This window comes from Streptomyces sp. NPDC050546, assembly GCF_044457425.1.
GTDB lineage: Bacteria > Actinomycetota > Actinomycetes > Streptomycetales > Streptomycetaceae > Streptomyces.
This window is the reverse complement of the sequence record NZ_JBITGX010000001.1, coordinates 68876-89765: the sequence shown is the minus strand read 5'-3', so window position 1 is coordinate 89765 and position 20890 is coordinate 68876. Positions and strand designations below refer to the sequence as shown.

General features: G+C 72.0%; 21 protein-coding genes. 8 read left to right on the top strand and 13 right to left on the bottom strand.

The window, feature by feature from the left end; all coding sequences use genetic code 11:
• The first annotated feature begins 202 nt into the window (after positions 1 to 202).
• From ACIBK5_RS00430 to ACIBK5_RS00415, 4 genes are read left to right on the top strand one after another with little or no spacing between them, the layout of a single operon-like run.
• Positions 203 to 613 carry a hypothetical protein gene (locus ACIBK5_RS00430; protein WP_382488502.1) on the top strand — a complete coding sequence of 137 codons (411 nt, stop codon included), beginning with the start codon at positions 203 to 205 and terminating at the stop codon, positions 611 to 613.
• 46 nt (positions 614 to 659) lie between these two features.
• Complete coding sequence (locus ACIBK5_RS00425) at positions 660 to 2990, top strand: FHA domain-containing protein (protein ID WP_399014623.1); 2331 nt, start codon at positions 660 to 662, stop codon at positions 2988 to 2990.
• Between the two features lie 9 nt (positions 2991 to 2999).
• On the top strand, positions 3000 to 4100 hold the full coding sequence (locus ACIBK5_RS00420) for a hypothetical protein (RefSeq protein ID WP_399014621.1): 1101 nt from the start codon (positions 3000 to 3002) through the stop codon (positions 4098 to 4100).
• Positions 4097 to 5083 (top strand): serine/threonine-protein kinase, encoded by a 987-nt coding sequence (locus tag ACIBK5_RS00415; protein ID WP_399014619.1) that lies wholly within the window; start codon positions 4097 to 4099, stop codon positions 5081 to 5083. The genes ACIBK5_RS00420 and ACIBK5_RS00415 overlap by 4 nt, the downstream gene beginning before the upstream one ends.
• 10 nt (positions 5084 to 5093) lie before the next feature.
• Here the strand turns inward: ACIBK5_RS00415 and ACIBK5_RS00410 are convergent, their stop codons facing one another.
• Positions 5094 to 6392 (bottom strand): streptophobe family protein, encoded by a 1299-nt coding sequence (locus ACIBK5_RS00410; protein ID WP_399014617.1) that lies wholly within the window; start codon positions 6390 to 6392, stop codon positions 5094 to 5096.
• 374 nt (positions 6393 to 6766) lie between these two features.
• On the opposite strand from ACIBK5_RS00410, the gene ACIBK5_RS00405 reads away from it, so the two are divergent.
• Positions 6767 to 7699, top strand: coding sequence for a DUF6777 domain-containing protein (locus ACIBK5_RS00405; protein WP_399014615.1), 933 nt, complete (start codon positions 6767 to 6769; stop codon positions 7697 to 7699).
• A 1-nt stretch (position 7700) separates the two neighbouring features.
• Here the strand turns inward: ACIBK5_RS00405 and ACIBK5_RS00400 are convergent, their stop codons facing one another.
• The 3 genes from ACIBK5_RS00400 to ACIBK5_RS00390 are packed head-to-tail and all read right to left on the bottom strand — an operon-like array spanning position 7701 to position 8835.
• A complete protein-coding gene (locus ACIBK5_RS00400; protein ID WP_399014613.1) occupies positions 7701 to 8117 on the bottom strand; it encodes a PRC-barrel domain-containing protein in 417 nt (138 codons plus the stop codon).
• Positions 8114 to 8698, bottom strand: coding sequence for a PRC-barrel domain-containing protein (locus ACIBK5_RS00395; RefSeq protein ID WP_399014611.1), 585 nt, complete (start codon positions 8696 to 8698; stop codon positions 8114 to 8116). Before ACIBK5_RS00395 ends, ACIBK5_RS00400 begins: the two co-directional genes overlap by 4 nt.
• Positions 8695 to 8835, bottom strand: coding sequence for a hypothetical protein (locus ACIBK5_RS00390; RefSeq protein ID WP_399014609.1), 141 nt, complete (start codon positions 8833 to 8835; stop codon positions 8695 to 8697). The genes ACIBK5_RS00395 and ACIBK5_RS00390 overlap by 4 nt, the downstream gene beginning before the upstream one ends.
• Positions 8836 to 9025: 190 nt before the next feature.
• Between ACIBK5_RS00390 and ACIBK5_RS00385 the strand changes: the two genes are divergently transcribed.
• Positions 9026 to 9490 (top strand): ATP-binding protein, encoded by a 465-nt coding sequence (locus ACIBK5_RS00385; protein WP_399014606.1) that lies wholly within the window; start codon positions 9026 to 9028, stop codon positions 9488 to 9490.
• Between the two features lie 170 nt (positions 9491 to 9660).
• Here ACIBK5_RS00385 and ACIBK5_RS00380 read toward each other — a convergent pair whose 3' ends face one another.
• Positions 9661 to 10545, bottom strand: a complete 885-nt coding sequence (locus ACIBK5_RS00380) for an RNA polymerase sigma factor SigF (RefSeq protein ID WP_399014604.1) — start codon at positions 10543 to 10545, stop codon at positions 9661 to 9663.
• 243 nt (positions 10546 to 10788) lie between these two features.
• On the opposite strand from ACIBK5_RS00380, the gene ACIBK5_RS00375 reads away from it, so the two are divergent.
• Positions 10789 to 11181, top strand: coding sequence for a helix-turn-helix domain-containing protein (locus ACIBK5_RS00375; RefSeq protein ID WP_399014601.1), 393 nt, complete (start codon positions 10789 to 10791; stop codon positions 11179 to 11181).
• A 21-nt stretch (positions 11182 to 11202) separates the two neighbouring features.
• Here the strand turns inward: ACIBK5_RS00375 and ACIBK5_RS00370 are convergent, their stop codons facing one another.
• Both ACIBK5_RS00370 and ACIBK5_RS00365 read right to left on the bottom strand, forming a co-directional pair.
• The gene (locus ACIBK5_RS00370; protein WP_399014598.1) at positions 11203 to 11805 is read right to left on the bottom strand and encodes a ClpP family protease; all 603 of its coding nucleotides are present in this window, start codon (positions 11803 to 11805) and stop codon (positions 11203 to 11205) included.
• Positions 11805 to 12446 carry an ATP-dependent Clp protease proteolytic subunit gene (locus ACIBK5_RS00365; RefSeq protein WP_399014596.1) on the bottom strand — a complete coding sequence of 214 codons (642 nt, stop codon included), beginning with the start codon at positions 12444 to 12446 and terminating at the stop codon, positions 11805 to 11807. The genes ACIBK5_RS00370 and ACIBK5_RS00365 overlap by 1 nt, the downstream gene beginning before the upstream one ends.
• Before the next feature lie 265 nt (positions 12447 to 12711).
• Between ACIBK5_RS00365 and ACIBK5_RS00360 the strand changes: the two genes are divergently transcribed.
• Complete coding sequence (locus ACIBK5_RS00360; protein WP_399014594.1) at positions 12712 to 13194, top strand: VOC family protein; 483 nt, start codon at positions 12712 to 12714, stop codon at positions 13192 to 13194.
• A 39-nt stretch (positions 13195 to 13233) separates the two neighbouring features.
• Here the strand turns inward: ACIBK5_RS00360 and ACIBK5_RS00355 are convergent, their stop codons facing one another.
• The 6 genes from ACIBK5_RS00355 to ACIBK5_RS00330 form a co-directional block, all read right to left on the bottom strand.
• Positions 13234 to 14124, bottom strand: a complete 891-nt coding sequence (locus ACIBK5_RS00355; RefSeq protein WP_399014592.1) for an aminoglycoside phosphotransferase family protein — start codon at positions 14122 to 14124, stop codon at positions 13234 to 13236.
• A 17-nt stretch (positions 14125 to 14141) separates the two neighbouring features.
• Positions 14142 to 15044: an SGNH/GDSL hydrolase family protein gene (locus ACIBK5_RS00350; protein ID WP_399014590.1), complete on the bottom strand. Its 903-nt coding sequence runs from the start codon at positions 15042 to 15044 to the stop codon at positions 14142 to 14144.
• Between the two features lie 114 nt (positions 15045 to 15158).
• A complete protein-coding gene (locus ACIBK5_RS00345; protein ID WP_399014587.1) occupies positions 15159 to 16043 on the bottom strand; it encodes a geranyl diphosphate 2-C-methyltransferase in 885 nt (294 codons plus the stop codon).
• Positions 16044 to 16087: 44 nt separating this feature from the next.
• A complete protein-coding gene (locus ACIBK5_RS00340; protein ID WP_399016163.1) occupies positions 16088 to 17245 on the bottom strand; it encodes a family 2 encapsulin nanocompartment cargo protein terpene cyclase in 1158 nt (385 codons plus the stop codon).
• Positions 17246 to 17855: 610 nt separating this feature from the next.
• Positions 17856 to 19313: a family 2B encapsulin nanocompartment shell protein gene (locus tag ACIBK5_RS00335; protein ID WP_399014585.1), complete on the bottom strand. Its 1458-nt coding sequence runs from the start codon at positions 19311 to 19313 to the stop codon at positions 17856 to 17858.
• A gap of 476 nt (positions 19314 to 19789) precedes the next feature.
• Positions 19790 to 20797: a zinc-binding alcohol dehydrogenase family protein gene (locus ACIBK5_RS00330; protein WP_399016161.1), complete on the bottom strand. Its 1008-nt coding sequence runs from the start codon at positions 20795 to 20797 to the stop codon at positions 19790 to 19792.
• Between the last annotated feature and the right edge of the window lie 93 nt (positions 20798 to 20890).

The window sequence follows — 20890 nt, the reverse complement described above, 5'->3', positions numbered from 1 at the left end:
TCTGGGGCAGCCTGCCGGGTTTCGGCCAACTCGGGGTGTGAATATGCCAGGAGAGTGGCCGGAAAGTCGTGGTGACAGTGTTTCAGCAGTGAACATACTGACCTGCGAGAGCGTTTTCACATCGAGCGACGGCGCCCTCACGCACAGCACGCGAGCCGCGGAGGCTAGTCCGGCGGGCGGGCAGGGCAACGGGGGAGGTCACGTGCACGACGAGTTCCTGTGTCACGTCACTGCGTACGGGGTCTGCGACGGCCGCCGCATCGGGGTCCCCCTGGGGACCTACCGGGCGCCCACCCTCGCCCTCGCCCTGTGGTGGCTGCGCGACCGCGCCTCCTGGATCGCCCAGCGCCTCGACCCCCAGCCCGACGCCGAGCACTTACCGCCGGGCGCGCTCGTGCCGGTCGCCGACACCGTGCCCGACGTGCCCACACAGCTGCGCGCCTGGTGTGCCGACCCCGGCTACCAGGAGCGGGTCGCCGAGGAGTTGGCGGCCGGACGGCTGGTGCGCATCGCCACCAGCGACGACACCACCGAGTACGAACTGCTCGCCGAGTCCGTGGACGCCCTCCGGATGCAGCGGACGGCCCCCGGTCTGGGGATCCCCGTGGCCTGACCCGCTCGCAGAGGCACACACCAGGCAAATCGGTAGAATCTTGGTCATGGCGCAGTCTTCGGTAGCACCAGAACTCGTCCTGGAGACCGAGACGGGCTCCACCGTGATGATTCCGGGTCACGACTATCACGTCGGACGCGACCCGTTGAGCGACATCGTCATCGACGACGACCGGGTCTCCTGGCACCACGCCGTGCTGCGGCCCACCGACGGCCACTGGACCATCGAGGACGAGAACAGCACCAACGGCACCTACGCCGAGGGCCGCCGCATCCACGAGTGGGACGTCGGTCCCGGCACCGTCATCCGTTTCGGCAACCCTGCCGACGGGCCGCGTGTGGTCCTGCTGGGCCGTCCCGAACCCGCCCCCGAACGCCCCTCCGCCGTCTCCATGCCGGCGGCGACCGGCACCTACCGGCAGCCCACCACCGTACGGCCGCTGCCCGCCCGCACCGTCCGCATCGGCCGCGAGACCGACAACGACCTGGTCATCGACGACCTGGTGGTCTCCCGCCGGCACGCCGAGCTGCGCGCCCTGCCCGACGGCACGTACGAGATCACCGACCTGGGCAGCCACAACGGCACGTACCTCAACGGCAGCCGCGTCACCAGCGCCCCCGTCAGCCAGGGCGACATCGTCGGCATCGGACACTCGGACTTCTGTCTCGTCGGCGACGAACTCCAGGAGTACGTCGACACCGGCGAGATCTCCCTCGACGTACAGGACCTCGCGGTCACCGTCGACCGCGGCCGCAAGACACTGCTCGACCATGTGTCGTTCCCGGTGGGGGAGAAGTGCCTGCTCGCCGTCGTCGGCCCGAGCGGCGCCGGGAAGTCCACACTCCTCAACGCCCTCACCGGCCAGCGGCCCGCCGACCACGGCACCGTCCTCTACGACGGCCGCGACCTCTACCGCGACTACGCCGAGCTGCGCCAGCGCATCGGCCTCGTCCCGCAGGACGACATCCTGCACGCCCAGCTCACCGTCCGCAAAGCCCTCACCTACGCCGCCGAGCTGCGCTTCCCGCAGGACACCGCCAAGGCCGAACGGCGCGCCCGGGTCGACGAGGTGATCCGCGAACTGGGCCTGGAACAGCGCGTCGACCAGCCCGTGCACAGCCTGTCGGGCGGCCAGCGCAAGCGCGTCAGCGTGGCCCTGGAACTGCTGACCAAGCCGTCGCTGCTGTTCCTCGACGAGCCGACCTCCGGCCTCGACCCCGGTATGGACCGCTCGGTGATGCACATGCTGCGCGGCCTCGCCGACGACGGCCGGACCGTCATCGTCGTCACCCACAGCGTGCTCAGCCTGGATGTGTGCGACCGGCTCCTCGTGCTCGCGCCCGGCGGGAAGATCGCCTACTACGGGCCGCCCGAGGACGCCCTGGCCTACTTCGGCTTCGAGCAGTGGCCCGAGGCCTTCGAGGCCTTCGAGCGGGACAAGGACCGGGACTGGGCGGGCGACTACAGCGCCTCGCCGTTCCGGGACCACTACGTCGCCGACGCCACCGCCCAGCCCCGGCAGCCCCGGTCCGGGCCCGTCGTCATCACCGCGCCGCCCCGGCCGCGCAGCCGGGCCGCCCAGCTGGGCACCCTGGTGCGCCGGTACGCCTCCGCGCTGAGCGCCGACCGCACGTTCCTCATCATCATGATCGCCCTGCCGTTCGTGATGGGTGTGATGGCGCGCGCCCTGTCGGGCGGCAAGCTGAGCTTCGACACCGCGATGAACACACTGCTCATCCTGTGCGTCGGCGCGGTGCTCACCGGCGCGGCCAACGCCGTGCGCGAACTCGTCAAGGAACGCGTGATCTACCAGCGGGAACGCACGGTGGGCCTGTCCAGATCGGCGTACCTGATGTCGAAGGTCGTCGTCCTCGGCGTCATCACCGTGCTCCAGGCGGTGGTGCTCACCCTGGTCGCCCTGCTCGGCGTGGACCTCGGCGCGCCCGGCGACGAAGGCGTGCTGATGCCGCCCCTGGTGGAAATCGCGGTCGCCGTCGCCCTGTTGGCGTTCACGGCGATGATGCTCGGGCTGCTCATCTCGGCGCTGGTGCGCAAGGAAGAGGTGACGATGCCGCTGCTGGTGCTCGTCGCCATCGTCCAGGTCGTCTTCTGCGGGGCCCTGCTGAAGCTGGACGGCGTACCCGGACTTGAACAGCTGGGCTGGCTGGTGCCGGCGCGCTGGGCGCTGGCCGCGATGGCCAGTACCGTCGGGCTGGCCCGGATCGTGCCCGACGAGCTGACCAAGGATCCGCTCTTCGAGCACTCGGCGGGCATGTGGCTGCTCGACATCGGGATGCTGGTCGTGCTGTCGGTGCTCTTCGGCTTCCTCGTGTCCCGGCTGCTGCGCCGGCACGAACCGGCCGTGATGCGGAAGTAGGGAGTGACTGTGACGACTCCCGGCTTCCGGCCCACGCACGTCGTCCCGCAGCACGGGATGCCCGCCTGGGAGGCCCCCGACCCGGCCCGGCCCACCGTGGACCTCGACCCCCTGCTGCCGGTGCAGCTCGTCGAACAGCAGGGCGACTGGGGGCATGTGCTGTGCTTCAACGGCTGGTCGGCCTGGGTCGACGGCCGCCGCCTGGTCGCCGTACCGCAGGATCCGCCCGCCGCGGACGGGCCGCTCACCCGGACCGCCGACCCGCGTCCGCTGCTGACCCGCGCGCAGGAGGCCCTGGCGCGCTACCGGTCCGCGGTGGAGGACCTCGCGGGCGGCCTCGACCGGGAGTCCTTCCACTCCCGCACCCACGGGTTGCGGATCGGGGTCGTCGTCGACGGGGAGTCGGTGTGGCTCTACGACGCCGCGCACGGGCACTGGGTGTACGCGGACGGCACCCGGGCGGCCACGTACGCGACGGACGAGACACCGAGTTCCCAGCCCGCGTCCCGACCGTCCGAGACCCCGGTGCCGGCGCGTACGCCCACCCGGGTGGTGCCCCCGGAGGCGGTCGAGGAGCATCCTCGGGCCGAGGAGCCGCCCCGGGTCGAGGAGCCGACCGGGGGTGAGGAGCCGACGGGGGGTGAGGAGCCGACCGGGGGTGAGGAGAGGCCTCAGGCTGAGGAGGTCGCGCATCCGGCCGCTGTGCCGCCCACGCCGGTCGTTCCGCCTGAGCCGACTCGGGTGGTGTCGCCTGAGGCTCCCGAACCGGCGAGTGCCGTGCCGGCTGAGGCTCCTGAGCCGACGCGGGTGGTGTCTCCCGATGCTCCCGAACCGACCCGGGTGGTGTCTCCCGATGCTCCCGAACCGACCCGGGTCGTGTCTCCCGATGTCCCCGAGCCCACTCGTCTCGTGTCCCCCGAGGAGGCCGGGGAGGCCGGGGGAGCCGGGGAGAGCGCTCGCCCCGGGGACGCCCCGCCCACGCGTGTCGTGTCTCCCGAAGAGGCGGAAGAGGAGGCCGAGCAGCCGGACAGCGCCGCCGAGGCGCCGCCCACGCGCGTCGTGGGGTCCGAGCCCACCCGGGTCGTTTCGCCCGAGGGTGACACCCGTTGACCCGCGAGACGAGCCTGTTCTCGGGGCGGCCCTCCGAGCTGCTCGGACAGCAGATCGCCGGGTACCGGATCGAGAAGGAGATCGGGCGCGGCGGCATGGCCGTCGTGTACCGGGCCCGCGACCTGCGTCTGGAACGCACCGTCGCCCTGAAGCTGCTCGCCCCGGAACTCGCCCGCAACGACACCTTCCGGCGCCGCTTCACCCACGAGTCCCGGGCCGCCGCCGCGATCGACCATCCGCACATCGTGCCGGTCTTCGAGGCCGGTGAGACGGACGGCGTGCTGTACATCGCCATGCGGTACGTCGTCGGCAGCGACCTGCGCCACCTCCTCGACCGGGAGGGCCCGCTGTCGCCCGCCACCACCCTCCGTATCGCAGCCCAGGTCGCCTCCGCGCTCGACGCGGCCCACGACCACGGTCTGGTGCACCGGGACGTGAAGCCCGGCAACATCCTGGTGGCCCGCGGCACCGACAGCGACCATCCCGAGCACGCCTACCTCACCGACTTCGGCCTGACGAAGAAGTCGCTGTCCCTGACCGGCTTCACCACGGTCGGCCAGTTCGTCGGCACGCTCGACTACGTCGCCCCCGAACAGATCTCGGGCCGCCCGGTCGACGCCCGCTGCGACGTGTACGGCTTCGCCTGTGTCGTGTACGAGATCCTCGCCGGCCATCCGCCCTTCCGCCGGGACGACGACATGGCCCTGCTGTGGGCCCACCAGTACGACGAGGCGCCGCCGCTGACCGAGGCCCGGCCCGACCTCGACCCGCAGGCCGACCCCGTCCTCGCCAAGGCCCTCGCCAAGAGCCCCGACGACCGGTACCCGTCCTGCCTGGCCTTCGTCGCCGCTCTGCGTGCCGCGACGACCGGCGGCGAGCCCGGCGTCGGGTACATCCCCGCCCGGGCGAGCCGGGAGCCGGGTGAGGAGCGGCCGAAGCCACCGCCGCGCTGGGCCGAACCGGTCTTCCCGCAGCGGACGTAGCGCCCCGGCGTCAGCTCCGGCTCTCGGAGCGGACCTCACCTCGGCGCCGTACGTGCCGTGCCAGCAGCGCCCCGGCGAATCCGGTCACAAGGCCCCAGGGGACGGCCAGGCCGACGGCGCCCCACAGCCGGGGTCTGAGGAACAGTTCGCCCCCGAGGCTCCCGCCCAGGTCGCCGATGCCGAGCACGGACAGGCCGTAGTGCGCGGAGATACGTCCGACGAGGCAGATCATGAACACCGTGAGCATGAGGGCGACCGCCATGTGCACGGCGTGCTGCCAGGCCCGGACCCGGGCCGGTGACCGGGCCGCCATCACGAACGCGGCGGCCAGCAGCAGCACCACGTCGACGACCAGCAGCCACCACACCCGGCCGTCGTGCTCGGAGAGCGTCCGCAGGTTCAGCTCCGAGATGTCCGGAGTGCGCAGCACCTCGTCGAGCACCTGCGGCATGGGCAGCCCGAACGGCCCTTCCACCCGGCCCGTCCAGGTCGCGCCGAGGCCGATCGTCAGCGCCAGCCACACCAGGTTGGGCATGCCGAGCAGAATCACGGCGAACGTCTCCGCCGCGTGACCCCGCGTCGCCGCGACGACCAGCGCGATGACCACGCCGAGGGCGACGTACGCGAGCAGCAGCGCGACCATCGCGTACGCGGCCGGCCGCACCGACGTCTGGAAGCGCAGCAGCCCGGCCGGCAACGGGGCGCCGCGCGACACCAGCAGGGCCAGCACCAGCACACCGGCCAGCCAGACCAGGCCGACGAACACGGACAGGGGAACGTCGGTCGTGAAACCGATCTTCGGCGAGGCGCCGAACAGGTCACCGAGTTCCCCCAGCTGCTCGTCGCCGAGGGAGATCTCGAACGTGTGGCGGGCGGCGAGGGTCACGCCGATCAGCGCGAGCAGCCACAGGCCCGCGATCCTGGCGGCCCAGCCGGCCAGCTCCGCGGCTCCGGCGACCGCGCGATGGCGCAGCGGCCGCAGGAAGCCCCAGGCGATCACCAACGCCCCGGTGAGCGTGACGGACAGCGGGATCACGGTCAGTCCCGCCTGGGTGTCGGCGAAGTCACCGGCACTTCCGGAGAGCTTCACCGTGCCCCCGAAGGCGGTGACCACGGTCGCCATGACGACCGGGGCGAACGCGCCGTCCGGAAGGTCCGCGGCCCCGGCGGCCCACAGGCCGAGCGTGGCCACCACCGCCATGGCGAGCAGCCCGCCGAGCACCGTGACGAGGGCGTGCACCCAGCCGTGCCGGGCGACATCCCGCGCGCCGGAGGTACGTGCCTGGCCGGAGGAGGTGCGCGAACTCACGCTGCCACGCTAAGCAGCGCCCGCGCCGGGCGCCCGTCGGGAGGTCCGTCCGCGTCGGCTTGCGGGCCGGACGGGACCGGGGCACACAATGAACTCGTAGTGGAAGAAGCGGTATATACCAGGACTGATCGCCTCGGGTGTGCGAAGGCCGCACAGAACCCACGTGGGAAGAAGAGCTCGTGAGCGTCGAACCGCCGTCGTCCGGTCGCCCCACAGGACCTCCCTCGGGCCCGCTGTCGGGTCCCTCCCAGCCGCCCTCGGGGGGCGGCGCGCCACCCCCCGAGCCACCGAGCGGGGGTGGTGGTGAACCGCCGGAGCCCCGCCGCCCGTGGTGGGGGTCCGTCCCTCGTGTCGCGCTGATCGCCGGCGCGGTCGTGGCCGCCGTGGTCCTGGCCGTGGTGTTCACCCGCCCCGACGGCGGCACGGGCGCGTCAGACGGAGGTACCAGTACCTCCGACAGCGATGTGCTGCTGCAGCCCGCGGCGGACACCGGCCCGGACCCGTTCACCGACTCGACGGCCAAGGAGAGTTCCGCCCCGTCGGTCACGCCGACGCCCGCCGGATCGGCGTCGCCGAACGCCGTCCGGGCCGTCCGGGGCGGGGCGCCCGGCCTGTACGGCGGCACCCGCAACGTCGCGAGCTGCGACGTGGAGAAGCAGATCACGTACCTCAAGCAGGCCCCGGACAAGCAGCGCGCGTTCGCCTCGGTCCAGCGCATCGAGCCCTCCGAGGTCCCCGCCTACCTGCGCTCGCTCACCCCCGTGCAACTCCGCATGGACACCTGGGTCACCAACCACGGCTACAAGAACGGCCGCCCCACGCAGTACCAGGCCGTCCTCCAGGCCGGCACGGCCGTGCTCGTCGACGACCGGGGCGTTCCCCGGGTGCGCTGCGCGTGCGGCAACCCGCTGACCCCGCCGGTCTCCCAGCAGGGGAAGACGACCGGGGACAAGTGGGCGGGCTACAAGGCGTCGGACGTCGTCGCGGTCAAGCCCGCCGAGGAGCCGATCGACGTGTTCGTGATGTGCGAGCCCGACGGCGAGTGGTTCAAGCGCGACAAGGGCGACACGGGCGAGAACGACCGCAAGACGGCTCCGCCCAGCAAGCCCACCCCGTCGGCGACCGTCACCACGCCGACCGGCTCGACCTCGTCAGAGCCGACCACGAGCGAACCGCCGACCACGGAGACGACGTCCGGACCGACGACGGACGAATCGCCGCCGGCGGACGACTCGCCGCCCCCGCCCGCAAACGACACAGGCCAGGACACCGGGGGCGGCGCGACGGACCAGGCCCCGGCCTCCTGAGTCACCCGGCGCGGACCACCAGGGCGTAGTCCCCGAGCCCGAGCAGCCGATCGGCCGGCACATCGCCCTGGGCGGTGACGACCGCCTCGACGCGACCGGTGTCCGGTTCGAACGCGACGTCCTGGACCGTGCCGAGCCAGTCGCCCGTCTCGGTGAGGATCCTGAGGCCCGGCAGCTCGTGGTGCGAGGGCACCTCGGCCGGGACGGCGGCGGAGCGGACGAGCACGGCGTCCGGGCCGAGCGCGTGCAGGGCACCCCAGGCCAGCACGGTCTCCTTGCGGGAGTGCCGGCCCCGCACCCGGACATGTGTGACCACACCGGCCGCCGCGTCGACGGTCAGCGACCGCACGACGCCGAGCTCGTCCGCCTCGGCCAGGGTCAGCACCGGCAGGCCCCGCGCCTGCGAGAACAGCATCATGACGGCGTCTCCTCGTGCCCCTCCCGGAAGGCACCCACCCGGGCGACGAAGGCCGGCAGGTCGTCGGCGACGTAGCGGGTGGCGTCCGCCGGGATGACCAGGGCGCGGCCGGAGACCGCGAGCGTCTCGCCGCGCGGTACGTACACCCGGTGCCTGCGCCGCCGGGAGCCCCGCACCAGCTCTTTGGCCGCGGCGATCCGGAACCCCACGACCCGGCCGCTGGTACCGCCCTCGACGACCACGTCGAGCACCGTGCCGACCTCGGCGCCCTCGTCGGTCAGCACCTTGGCGTGCAGTACCCGGCCCTGCTGGGCCTCGCGGCGTGCCACCACGACGGGCGTGTCCGCCAGGGCGCCCGCGTCGACGATCATGACCGCGTACGGGCCCAGCGCGTGCACCGCGTGCCAGGGCAGGCTCTGCCTCAGCGGGCCCGACAGCAGACCCCTGCCGCTGAGCGTGAAGCCGGTGATGCGCCCGGCCGCGGCGTCGAAGACGGTGTCCTTGACCTGCGCGACGGCGTCGCCGCCCAGGGTGACCACCGGCAGGGTCGTCAGGCTCCGTGCCGCCATCAGCTGGTTCATCGCAGACCCTTCCCGCCGGGCCGGCGCCGGACCGCGATGACCGTCCCCGACCGGCGGCCGGCCTGCACGGCGAGCGTCAGCACGGCGACGGCGGCAAGCGCCGCGACCACCACGACCAGCCATATCCACCAGGCCACCGCACACCTCCGGCGATCCGGCCCGGCCGCCCTCGGCCGGTCCTGATTCCTTCCGAGTGCCCCGCGCTCGGGGGACAATGCGCAGGGCACGGGACGGACGAAAACGTGTCAGGACTGCGAAGCCCGGCTCGGGGTACGAGCACTGGTGCAGAGCGTCCGGCCAGTCCGGCTTCTTCCCAGAAAGAAACGAATGATCGACCACCTGGACGGGGCAGTGATACCGACTGGTTTCGACGTGCCCGTTGAACCGCTGAGGCGGGCGGCACACTACTCAGGCGAGCAGGGATGCATCGCCGAGGCGCGGTCCTTCGCCGCGCTCTTCCTCGATCAGCTGCGGACCGAGTGGTGCGCGAGCATCGACGACCGGGCCGACGGCGCGGTGCAGCTCGTGGTCAGTGAGCTGGTCACCAACGCCGACCGGCACAGCAACGGGCCGTACATCCTGGAGCTCGTGGGCACGGACACCGCCGTGACCGTGTCGGTCTACGACAGCAGCTCGGCCCTGCCCCGCATCTTCCCGCGCAACCCGGAGCGCGTCGGCCGGCACGGCCTGGAGATCGTCCACGCGCTCGCGGAGCAGGTCAGCGTGGAGCGGGTCCCGGTGGGCAAGCGCGTGCGCGCCGTCCTGCCGCTCGCCGAAGCCACCGGCGCCTGAACCGTCCGGATGAGGTGTCCCCTCCTCCTGGGGGCTCCTGCTCCTGTGCCGTCGAGGGCTCCTGTTTCTGTGCCGTGCGAGTGAGTCGACACGGTCACGGGTGCCGTCCCCTCCCGCATGGGGGACAGCACCCGCTGGTCGCCGTGTGCCCGGCCGGCCCGCCGACTGTCTCAGGCGCAGCCGAGCTCGCCCAGCATGCCCTCGCGCAGCCGGGTGATGATCCGCTTGATCAGGCGCGAGACGTGCATCTGCGAGCAGCCGAGCTCCTCGCCGATCTCCGCCTGGGTGGCCTCCTCCACGAACCGCATGTGGATGATCTGCCGGTCGCGCTCGCTGAGCTCCGCCATGAGCGGGGCGAGCGAGTGGAAGTCCTCGACGAGCCGCAGTCCGTTCTCCTCGACGCCGATGAAGTCGGCCAGGACCGCCTCGCCGCCCTCCGGCCCGTCACCGGTGAGCGCGGCGTCCAGCGACGACGAGTTGTACCCGTTCGCCGCGATCTGTCCCTCGACGACCTCGTTCTCGGAGATGTTCATCAGCGTGGCCAGCTCCGCGACGGTCGGCTCACGGTCCAGCCGGCTCGCGAGTTCCTCGCGGGCCTTGGCCAGCTCCACGCGCAGCTCCTGCAGCCGCCGCGGCACATGCACCGCCCAGGTGGTGTCCCGGAAGAACCGCTTGATCTCACCGACGATGTACGGCAGCGCGAAGGAGGTGAACTCGACCTCGCGCGACAGCTCGAACCGGTCGATGGCCTTGATCAGGCCGATCATGCCGGTCTGGACGATGTCCTCCATGTCGTCGCCGCGGCCCCGGAATCGGCCGGCCGCGAACCGCACGAGCGACATGTTCATCTCGATCAGCGTGTTGCGCGCGTACTGGTACTCGTGCGTGCCCTCTTCGAGTTCCGTCAGACGCTGGAAGAACTGGCGGGACAGCGCCCTGGCGTCCCGCGGGGCCACGGACCGCGGGTCCACGACCGGCAGTGCTCCGTCACCCGTCCCGGCCTCGGTGTTCTCCCCTGCGACCTCTGCCTTCGACCGGATCACGGCGGTCTCCATTACCTCTCCCCACGAAGTCACGGCTGCGTCTGCCTAGGTCCTTCCGGGTTGCGGGTACCCGGGAAGGCGCCACACATGCCCGCGAATGCCGTACGGCGGAAAATCGGTGGAGCACGGCATTCCGGTCTGCCCATGCTCACCCATTCGGCCGACAGCGGGCAAGGGGCGTGCCCCGCCCGTGATTCCACCCAGGGCGCAACGTCGATGCCTTCCCCTCGCGTCCGGCGCTCCTAGGCTGGACAGGTGACCAACCACGTGCCGAACGAAGCCCGCGTCATCCCGCTGCGCCCGCAAGGTGCGAGCCCTCCGGCCCCCGCGGTGAAGGAGCCGCTCTGGCGCGACCTGGTCGGCGACGTCCTTCGCCGTGAACGCCTCGCGCAGGAGCGCACGTTGAAGGACGTCGCCGGCGAGGCACGGATCTCCATGCCGTATCTGTCGGAGGTCGAGCGCGGCCGCAAGGAGGCCTCCTCGGAGGTCCTCGCGGCCGCCGCCCGCGCCCTCGGACTGAGCCTGAGCGACCTGCTGTCGAGGACGCAGGGCGAACTGACCCGCGTCACCTCGCGGTACGCGGGCAGTGCGAGCCGCCGCGGAGCGGCGACCCCGTCGTCGTACGACGGAATGTGCCTGGCCGCCTGAGTCCGCCTGCCGGCCGGTGCCTCAGACCTCCACGAGGCGCCGGCTGAGCACCTCGTCGGCCAGCCCGTAACCCACCGCCTCCTGCGCGGTGAACACCTTGTCGCGGTCCATGTCGGCCCGCAGGGTCGCCACCTCGTGGTGGGTGTGCCGTGCCAGCACCTCCTCGACCTGGGAGCGGATCCTCACCATCTCCCTGGCCTGGAGCGCCAGGTCGGAGACCATGCCGCGCTGCCCTCCGCTCGCCGGCTGGCCGAGCAGCACGCGCGCGTGCTCCAGCACGAACCGGCGTCCGGGGTCCCCGCCGGCCAGCAGCACGGCCGCCGTGGAGGCCGCCTGCCCGACACAGAACGTCGAGATCGGCGCCCGCACGTACGACATCGTGTCGTAGATGGCCATGAGCGAAGTGAACGAGCCCCCGGGCGAGTTGATGTAGATCGCGATCTCGCTCTCCGGGGACGAGGACTCCAGATGGAGAAGCTGCGCGATGATGACGTTGGCGACGCCGTCGTCGATCTCCGTGCCGAGGAAGATGATCCGCTCGGACAGCAGCCGGCTGAACACGTCGTAGGACCGCTCGCCCTGCGGGGTGCGCTCGACGACGTTCGGAATCGTGTAGCTTCCCATCACTGCAGCCCCATCCTTCGCCGGCCGGCCGTCGGGCGAACGTCCGTGAGGGACTCCACGACCCGGTCGACCATGCCGTACTCCTTGGCCTCCTCCGCCGTGAACCAGCGGTCCCGGTCGCCGTCCCGGGAGATCGTCTCCTCGCTCTGGCCGGTGTGCTCGGCGGTGATCCGTTCGATGGTCCGCTTGGTGAACTCCAGGTTCTCCGCCTGGATCTCGATGTCGGCGGTGGTGCCGCCGATCCCCGCCGACGGCTGGTGCATCATGATCCGCGCGTTGGGCAGGGCGTAGCGCTTGCCGGGCGCGCCGACGCTGAGCAGGAACTGGCCCATGCTCGCGGCGAAGCCCATGGCCAGGGTGGAGACGTCGTTGGGGACGAGCCGCATCGTGTCGTAGATGGCGAGGCCCGCGTGCACCGCGCCGCCGGGGCTGTTGATGTACAGGCTGATGTCGGTGCGCGGGTCCTCGGCGGACAGGATCAGCAACTGGGCGCAGACCCGGTTCGCGGAGACCTCGTCGACCTGGGTGCCCAGCAGCACGATGCGCTGCGCGAGCAACTGGGCGGCCAGCTGGTCGTCGAACCGGGTCGGAGGGGTGTCGCCCTCCTCCGCCCGTGGGGCGAGTGTCGTGAGTGGAGTCATCGGTTCTCCTCATGGTCGGGGATGCCCTCGACTCCACTCTTGACCTCGGGCGACGCCGCTGTGCGGATTCTCTGCCCGTGGCAGATTCGCCAGGGGCAGAGCGTCAGCCGTTCTCGCGCAACCGCCGGAAGAACGCCCGCACATGGAAGCGGGCGGTCCCGTCGGTGTAGCAGCCACCTGAATTCGCCGGCAGGCCGACCGATGAGTTCCGGGGCGGGAGTCGGTCGACAGTGGTGACAGCGTTCCACGCGCCCAGGAGGTACTCATGGCCACCGACGGATTCACCACGTGTCTCTGGTACGACGACCAGGCCGAGGAGGCCGCCCACCACTACGTCTCGATCTTCAAGAACTCCAGCATCGGCGAGGTCGCCCGCTACCCCGAGGGAACGCCCCACCGGGCGGGCACCGTCATGACCGTCGAGTTCACGGCCAACGGCCACAAGTTCCTCGCGCTCAACGGCGGCCCTCAGTTCAAGTTCACCGAGGCGGTCTCCTTCATGATCTTCTGCGCGGACCAGGAGGAGATCGACTACTACTGGACCAGGCTCACCGAGAACGGCGGCGAGCCCGGTCCGTGCGGCTGGCTCAAGGACAAGTACGGCGTGTCCTGGCAGGTCGTCCCCGACAGGCTCCAGGACATGATCACCGACCCGGACCCCGCGAAGGTGGCCCGTGTGACCGAGGCGTTCATGGCGATGACCAAGTTCGACATCGCGGCCCTGGACAAGGCCTACGCGGGCGAGTGAGGTGCTCCCTCCGGTCGAGGGGCAGGTCCCTGCCTGCCCCTACGCCGTCTCGGCAAGGATCTCCCGGATCACATGCCGGGAGTTCTCCGCGACCGGCGGGTTCGTGTCCCAGTAGTACGGCAGCGCGATGACCGCGATCGACAGGGCCCAGCCCCGGCCCCGTTCCCACTCGGCCTCGCCCGCGCCCGCCGCCTCGCGAAAGGTGCCGCGGACCCCGGCGGGCAGCACGCACCAGGCGCTGATGAGGTCGACGGCGGGATCTCCCACCCCCACCGTGCCGAAGTCGATCACGGCGCTCAGCCGTCCGGCCGTGACCAGCAGGTTCCCGGCCATCAGATCGCCGTGCGCCCAGACCGGCGGCCCGGCGTACTCCGGGGCGCGCAGCGTCTGCTCCCACACCTCCGTCACCGCCGCGGTGTCGACCCGCCCCGCCAGCTGTTCGAGCGCCTCGCGCACGAAGCGGTCCCGGGCCGCCAGCGGCACTCCCCGGTAACCGGTCGGGCCCTCCGCCGGGTCGATCCTCCGCAGGGCCGCGACGTAGGCGCCCAGGTCCTCGGCGAGCGGTCCCGGATCGTCGAGGGCGCCGGGCACCGGGTTGCGGCCGTCCAGCCAGCCGTACACGGACCAGGGCCACGGGAAGCCCTCGCCGGGCTCGCCCCGTCCGAGCGGTTCGGGCGAGGCGGCGGGCAGGCCCGGGCCCAGCCGGGGCAGCCAGCGCAGTTCGTGCGCGATGGCGTCGACGGCGCGGGGGTGCCTGGGGAGCCGCACGACCTTGTCCGTGCCGAGGCGGAACATGGCGTTCTCGGTCCCGGACGACTCCAGACGCCGCAGGGGCAGCCCGGCCCACCGGGGGAACTGTCCGGCGATCAGCCGGCTGACGAGCGGGACGTCGACCTCCCGCTCGTCCTCATGCATTCGCACAGCGCACATGACGCCCATTCGAGCGGTCAGTTCGCCGGCTGTCGAATGGTTTTGGTGATCTCCCGGGCGATGCGCAGGATGCCGGGGGAGCGCACCGGGCAGGGCTTCGGCGTGGACGTCGTGGGGGCCAGGCAGAAGTGCAGATAGTCGTCGTCGCGGTGCAGGGCCGTCCGGTCGCGGCCGGGCTGGGTGCAGTAGTGGGGGTGGGCCCGCTCGTAGGCCGTGCAGGGGAGGTGCTGCGTCCACGTGTAGCGGTCCGAGCCGGGGCTCACCGTCCCTCCGGCGTCGGCGACGATGTCGCCCGAGCCGGCGGCCAGCCGCTCGTACAGCCCGTTGACGCGCCGCACCCGGTCGGGCGTGATCGGGTCCGGGCCCTGGAGCACCCACACGATCCGCGGCCGTCGCGCCCCGCCGGCCGTCGCGATCTGCTCGACGAGTCGGCGCGCGTCGGCCTCGTACCGCTCGAAGTACCGCTCCCGCGAACCGTCGTACGTGATTTTGTCCATGCACCAGGTGAAGTCCCAGGCGTTGCCCCAGAACTGGAGCACCACGAAGTCCGGCCGCAGCGACCGCACCAGGGCGGCCGCCTTGTCCCGCGCCGGTACGAGCGACCGCTCCGCCGTGCCCTCCAGGTAGTCGCACAGGGTGGTGCCCGAGTAGGGGGCGCTCGTGTATGTCGCGCGCAGGTCCCGGCGCAGCTCCTGGCCGAGGACCTTCTGGTTCTCCATGGCGAGCGAGTCGCCGAGATACAGCACGCGGGGCGCTTTGACGGGGGCCCGGGCGCTGGGTGAGGCCGGGGCCCGCTGGTGCTGCGTCGTGGACACCTCCGGCGCGGACGGCGGGGACGCGCCGGGTCCGGACGACGGATCCCCGCACGCCCCGAGCAGCAGCCCGGCCAGCAGGACACCCACGATCCACGGTCCGCGCATACGGCAACTCCCGCCCCGGCCGGTGAAACGGCTCCCCAGGCAAGCACAGCCGGGCCCGGGGCGGAAGACGCGCGTCGGCCACGAGCTGCCCGTGGCCGACGATATGGCGACCGGTCAGACGCGATCGGCCACGATCATCAGGTACTGGAAGCTGCCGTTCTTGTACGCGGTCAGGAACGTGTCCTCGATGCCCGTGACAAGATGGTCGGCCCGCTTGCGGAGCTCCCAGTAGGGGATGGCCGTGTCGGTGAGGTCCTGCACATGGACGGGGACGAGCCGGTTGCGGGCCATCGCCCTGAAGTACTCCGACCGTGGATGGATGTCGCAGATGTAGTGGGCGTTGATCAGGGACACCTCGCGGGAGGCCCGCCCGTAGGTGTCGTTGTAGCAGCCGGTGATCACCACGTAGCGTCCGCCCTGGCGCAGCAGCCGGGCGTGCTCGGCGAAGAGCAGGTCCAGCTCCACGTACATGGTCGACTCGTTGTTCCACGACGCCGCGAACGCGCCCGACGGGAAGCCCGTGTCGAGCATGTTCCGGCAGTGGTAGCGGACCTTGCCGTCGATGCCGCGCTGCCGGGCCTGCTCGTTCGCGAAGTCCGCCTGCTTGGCCGAGAGCGTCACGCCGTCGGCGCGGCAGCCGTACCGAAGGTTCGCCACGACGCTGCCGCCGCCGCGTCCGCAGCCGGCGTCGAAGACGCGGTCGGCGGGCGAGAGGGGGCCGAGGTAGGTGGCGAGCAACTCCGCCTGGGCGTGCTCCAGGCGGTGCAGTTCGGTGGTGACCCGCTCGCGGAGCAGCGCCGGGTCGGGCTCGTCGAGCACGGACCAGTCGGCGTCTCCGACGCCGTAGTGATGGTGGTACAGGTTGTCGATCTTCCCCAGTTCGAGGTTGACCGGGTTCTCCTCGGCGTTCCAGTAGTCGGCCACGCGGGTCTGGTACGTCGACTGGGCGGCGGACGGGGACCGCGGTGCTGCGGCGGTGGCGTCGGCGGTGGTGGTCAAGGACGGCTCCTCGTGCTTCTCGCGTGACGTCAAGGGACTGTGCTCTACCAGTAGTCGGGCAGGTGGTAGCGGTGGGTGTTGGTGGCGTGCCACTCGTGGTTGCCGGCCACCCAGGCGGCCAGGCTCCGGGTGTAGCGCTCGACGAGCGGCGAGGCGGCGGACAGGACCGCGGACTCCTCCTCGAAGGCGTCCATGATCTGGTTGTGGATCTCGACGGCCTTCAGATAGGCGGCCTTGAGTCCGCACCGTTCGTCGGCGGCGATGACCAGCGGCAGGTTGAAGTGGTCCGGTTCGGCCGCGAGCTCCTTGGTGAAGGAGTACAGGTCGTTGACGATCGTGGTGGCGTTGCACGCGAGCGCCGTGATCCGCTGGATCTCCGGCCGGGCGTATACCGCCTCGGGCAGTTCGTAGCCGTCCACGGCGTCGACGATCGACAGGCAGGGGCGGAAGTTGTTGAACTGCCGCATCACCAGGTACTCCCAGACGCGCGGCACGTACCGTGTCTCCGCCCAGGCTGCCTCGGCGACGTAGCCGAGGTGCAGCCGGGCGATGTCGTGCACGAACCGGTCGGTCTGGCTGGGCGTGGCGAAACCGGCGTAGTCCCGCAGGGCGCGGTGGTACGAACGCAGCGGGCCGTCGGCCGTCAGCCCCTGGCGCCATTCCTTCTCCGCCTCGGGCGGGCCGTGGAAGGGGTCGAGTGCCGACTGGGCGATGACCAGCCGTCCGCCGAGACCGCGAGACGATCCGCCCCGGTCCTCGTCCTCCGAGCAGTAGCAGCTGTCGACGAGGTTCTCGGCCAGCAGCAGCTCGCCCGCGACGGTGAGGCGGTCCAGATCCACCGCCCCCGGATGCTGGAGCACCACGGCCCGGCCGAACTGGAACCCCGCGAAGTCCCCCGTCCAGGCCGGGGGAAACAGCTCGAGCTCGTGCGCCCAGGCCTCCAGCCTCCGGTCGACCTCCTTGACCTTCTCGGGATCGGCGGGCACGGCGGCCCGATACCGAAGCCCGGGCACGGGCCCACCACGCCGGGCCCGTCCGGTACGGGCGAGACTCGGAGGGCCGGGTGGGGTGCGGCGGTGGGTGGGCCGGGCCGGGGAGCCGGAGGTCGGTCGGGTCGTTGAACCCGGGGGTGCGGGGGTCGCTGAGCCCGGGGGCAGCGAAGCCGGAGGTCCGAGGGCCGCTGAGCCCGAGTGGCCTGGGATCGAGAGGCTGAGTGTCGGTGGGGCGGGAGGGCGGAAGGCCGGGCGGGACGCGGAGCTCAGTGGTGGAGGCGGCGGGGATTCCGCGGTCGTTGCGAGGCCGAGCGATGCCGGGGCCGAAGGGACGCCGGCTGGACGAGCCTCGGAGCCCGGGGCAACCGCGGAGCCCGCGGGCGGTGGCGCCGACGCCGGAGACCTGAGGGCCGGAGCGGCTGAGAAACCTAACACCGGCGGGGACGGAGGCCGGAAGACCGCCCGGTGCACGGAACTCGGCGGGGTCGGAGTCCCCGGGCCCTGGGCGCCTGGCTGTGGCCCGGAGGCTGAGGGCGGCGGGGCCGGGCAGCCGGTGGCCGGTGGGGTCGGCAGGCCGGGGCGCGGCGGGGTCGGAGTCCCCGGGCCCGGTGGGCCGGGTTGGGGCGCGGAGGCTGAGGGCGGTGGGGCCGGGGAGTTGAGGGGCCGTAGGGCCGGTGGGGCGGGGGAGCCGGTGGTCGGTAGGGGCGGAAGGTCGGGCGTCGGGTGGGGCTTGGAAGTGGAGGGCTGGTGGGTGTCGGTGGCCGGGAGCTGCGAGCCGGGGGGCGGGGGAGTGTTCATCGGCGTACTCGGCTCCACCCCGTCAGCCGGCCGTCCGGCCGATCTGGACGTTCTCCAGGATGCCCGCGGCGTCGGGTACCAGGATGGCCATCGAGTAGTACGCGGTGACCAGGTAGCGGATGATCGCGGTCTCGTCGACGCCCATGAACCGTACGTTCAGGCCGGGCTGGTACTCCTCCGGGATACCGGTCTGGAACAGTCCCACGACCCCCTGGTCGGCCTCGCCCGTGCGCAGCGCGATGATGCTGCTGGTGTGGTGGTCGTTGACCGGGATCTTGCCGCACGGGAAGAACGGCACACCCCGCCAGGCGGGCACCTCATGCCCGTCGACGTTAGCCGTGCCGGGCACCAGCCCGCGCTTGTTGCACTGCCGGAAGAACGCCGCGATCGCCTTGGGATGAGCCAGGAACAGCCGGGTCTTGCGCCGCATCGACAACAGCTCGTCCAGATCGTCCGGGGTCGGCGGCCCCGAGAACGTGCTGATGCGCTGGCTGTAGTCGATGTTGTGCAGCAGCCCGAACTCGCGGTTGTTGACCAGCTCCCACTCCTGCCGCTCACGGATCTCCTCGATGGTCAGCCGGAGCTGCTGCTCGGTCTGGTCCATCGGGTCGTTGTAGAGGTCGGCGACCCGGGAGTGGACACGCAGCACGGTCTGCGTGAGCGACAACTCGTACTCGCGCGGGACGAGTTCGTAGTCGACGAAGCCGCCGGACAGCACCGGCTCGCCCACATGCCCGGCCTGCACCGGCACATCCGCCTCGCCCTTGCGGTTCATGGGCTTGCTCTGCCGCTCCGCGTACGCCTCCAGATGGGCCGCGAAGGACGGGACACGGTCCGTGTACTCCCGGAGGGCGTCCCAGGACAGCACCAGCACGACGCCCGAGGTCTCCGCCCGTACGGACGTCAGCCACAGCGGGTCGGCCCGCCCCACGGCCTCGTCACCGAGCCCCTCGCCGTCCGTGACGACGCCGATGACCTCCTCCTCGCCGTACTTGCCGGTGGCGTACCGGGTGAAACGGCCGTGCACGATCAGGTAGGCCTCGGTGACGGGCTGCCCGGCCTCGAAGAGCACCTCGCCGACACGCACCTCACGGACCTCGAAGCGCGACGCGATCTGCTTCAGCACCTCGCCGTCGGAGTAGCCGCGCAGCACGGGCAGTTCGGTGAGCGTCTGGGGGATGACCCTGATGTCGTCGGCGCCGTTCTGCTCGAACTGCACCCGGCCCCGGCCGAGACGCAACGTCAGACGCCGGTTGACCCGGTAGGCACCGCCCCTGACGTCGACCCAGGGCAGCATCTTGAGCAGCCAGCGCGAGGTGATGGCCTGCATCTGAGGCACGGACTTGGTGGTTGTGGCGAGCTGGCGCGCCGCCTGCGTGCTGAGACTGGTGAGCTGCGCCTCGGCCGCGCCGGTGCCTGCGGCGGGGCCGGGGGCCGGGTCTTCGGTGGCGGGGCCGGTGGTGCTTTCGGGGGCGGACACATTCCCTCCCGGGGATCGAACGGGGTGTTCGCTGAGTGAGCGGGGTGGCCGGCTGGGGCGGGTGGAGTGGTGGCAGGGACGGTGGGGTGGCCGGCGAAGGCGGCAGCCTTGTGGCGCCGGTGAGCCGGACGCGCCGCGAGTCATAGCCAAACAGCGGCAGAGGCGGCCGGATAACCGCGTGAAGGGGGCGGTTTCTCGCGTCGGAGGTGGCAAACCCACAATGGGTGTGGAGGACGAGCGGGTGTGTGCCCCCACGCCGGTCGCCCGCCCGGTGCCGCCCGGCGCGCAGGGCGCACGGACGTCGCGTGTCGCCGGAGTCACCGCCCGTACCTCTCCGGCGCACACCCCGTGGCGACGCACACTCCGTCGCCACCCACATCGTCGCCCCACGCGCAGCACGTCTGTTCGCCCGGCCCTGGGGCCGCGCCCACGACCCGCCCCCGCACGCACCGGCCGGCCCCACCGAGGGCCCAGCCTCACGACCAGTCGTTCACCAGCACCGCCGCCCCGTCGAACCGCCCCGCCTTCAGGTCCCCGAGCGCCTCCGCGGCCCGCGACAGCGGGTAGGGACGCGTGGTCGCGCGGACGCCGTAGCGGGCCGCCAGCGTCAGGAACTCCCGGCCGTCCGCACGCGTGTTGGACGCGACGCTGCGCACCTGCTTCTCGTAGAACAGCTCGGTCTCGTAGTGCAGAGGAGGCGTGTCGGTGAGGTGGACACCGGCGATGGCGAGGACGCCGCCCCGGTCGAGGGCGCGCAGGGCGACCCGGACCAGTTCGCCGACCGGGGCGAAGAGGATCGCGCTGTCCAGCGGCTCCGGCGGCCTCGCGTACGCGTCCTGCGCGGAGGCGGCGCCCAGCTCCAGCGCCAGCCGCCTCGCGGCCGCACCACGCGTCATGACGTGCACCACGGCGCCCTCGGCCAGGGCCACCTGCGCACACAGATGCGCGCTGCCCCCGAAGCCGTACAGCCCGAGCCTCCCGCCGGGCGGCAGTGCGGCCCGCCGCAGCGCGCGGTGTCCGATGATGCCCGCGCACAGGAAGGGCGCCAGCGCCACGTCCGGCACGCCGTCCGGCATCGGATAGGCGAACGCGGCCGGTACGGTCGTGTACTCCGCGTAGCCGCCGTCGGTGTGCCAGCCCGTGTACTCGGACTCGGGACAGAGGTTCTCCGCGCCGCGCGCGCAGTACGCGCAGCCGCCGTCCGTACGGCGCAGCCAGGCCACGCCCACTCGGTCGCCCACCGCGAAGCCGCGCACCGCCGCGCCCGCCCCGGCCACCGCCCCGACGACCTCGTGACCGGGCGTGACACCCACCCGGCGCACGGGCAGATCGCCCTCGGCGACATGCAGATCGGTACGGCACACTCCGCAGGCGCGCACCCGCACCAGCAACTCGTCGTCCGCGGGCACCGGCACCGGCTTCTCCACCAGCCGGAGCGACCCCTCCTCGACCGGCCCGGGCCGCTCCACCGACCACGCGCGCATCGTCCCGTCCGCCATACCGCTCCCCGTCCTGCCGAGGGCTCCCGCCCAGTCTGCGGCGGGACCGCCCGTTCGGCGCGCGGGCCGCCCCGAGGG

What these genes read in the sequence shown, in the direction of transcription:
- ACIBK5_RS00350 (WP_399014590.1), bottom strand. Translation starts at nt 15,044, where the DNA reads ATGCGCGGACCGTGGATCGTGGGTGTCCTGCTGGCCGGGCTGCTGCTC.
- ACIBK5_RS00380 (WP_399014604.1), bottom strand. Translation starts at nt 10,545, where the DNA reads ATGGAGACCGCCGTGATCCGGTCGAAGGCAGAGGTCGCAGGGGAGAAC.
- ACIBK5_RS00360 (WP_399014594.1), top strand. Translation starts at nt 12,712, where the DNA reads ATGGCCACCGACGGATTCACCACGTGTCTCTGGTACGACGACCAGGCC.
- ACIBK5_RS00400 (WP_399014613.1), bottom strand. Translation starts at nt 8,117, where the DNA reads ATGATGCTGTTCTCGCAGGCGCGGGGCCTGCCGGTGCTGACCCTGGCC.
- ACIBK5_RS00330 (WP_399016161.1), bottom strand. Translation starts at nt 20,797, where the DNA reads ATGCGCGCGTGGTCGGTGGAGCGGCCCGGGCCGGTCGAGGAGGGGTCG.
- ACIBK5_RS00385 (WP_399014606.1), top strand. Translation starts at nt 9,026, where the DNA reads ATGATCGACCACCTGGACGGGGCAGTGATACCGACTGGTTTCGACGTG.
- ACIBK5_RS00425 (WP_399014623.1), top strand. Translation starts at nt 660, where the DNA reads ATGGCGCAGTCTTCGGTAGCACCAGAACTCGTCCTGGAGACCGAGACG.
- ACIBK5_RS00355 (WP_399014592.1), bottom strand. Translation starts at nt 14,124, where the DNA reads ATGTGCGCTGTGCGAATGCATGAGGACGAGCGGGAGGTCGACGTCCCG.
- ACIBK5_RS00365 (WP_399014596.1), bottom strand. Translation starts at nt 12,446, where the DNA reads ATGACTCCACTCACGACACTCGCCCCACGGGCGGAGGAGGGCGACACC.
- ACIBK5_RS00395 (WP_399014611.1), bottom strand. Translation starts at nt 8,698, where the DNA reads ATGAACCAGCTGATGGCGGCACGGAGCCTGACGACCCTGCCGGTGGTC.
- ACIBK5_RS00370 (WP_399014598.1), bottom strand. Translation starts at nt 11,805, where the DNA reads ATGGGAAGCTACACGATTCCGAACGTCGTCGAGCGCACCCCGCAGGGC.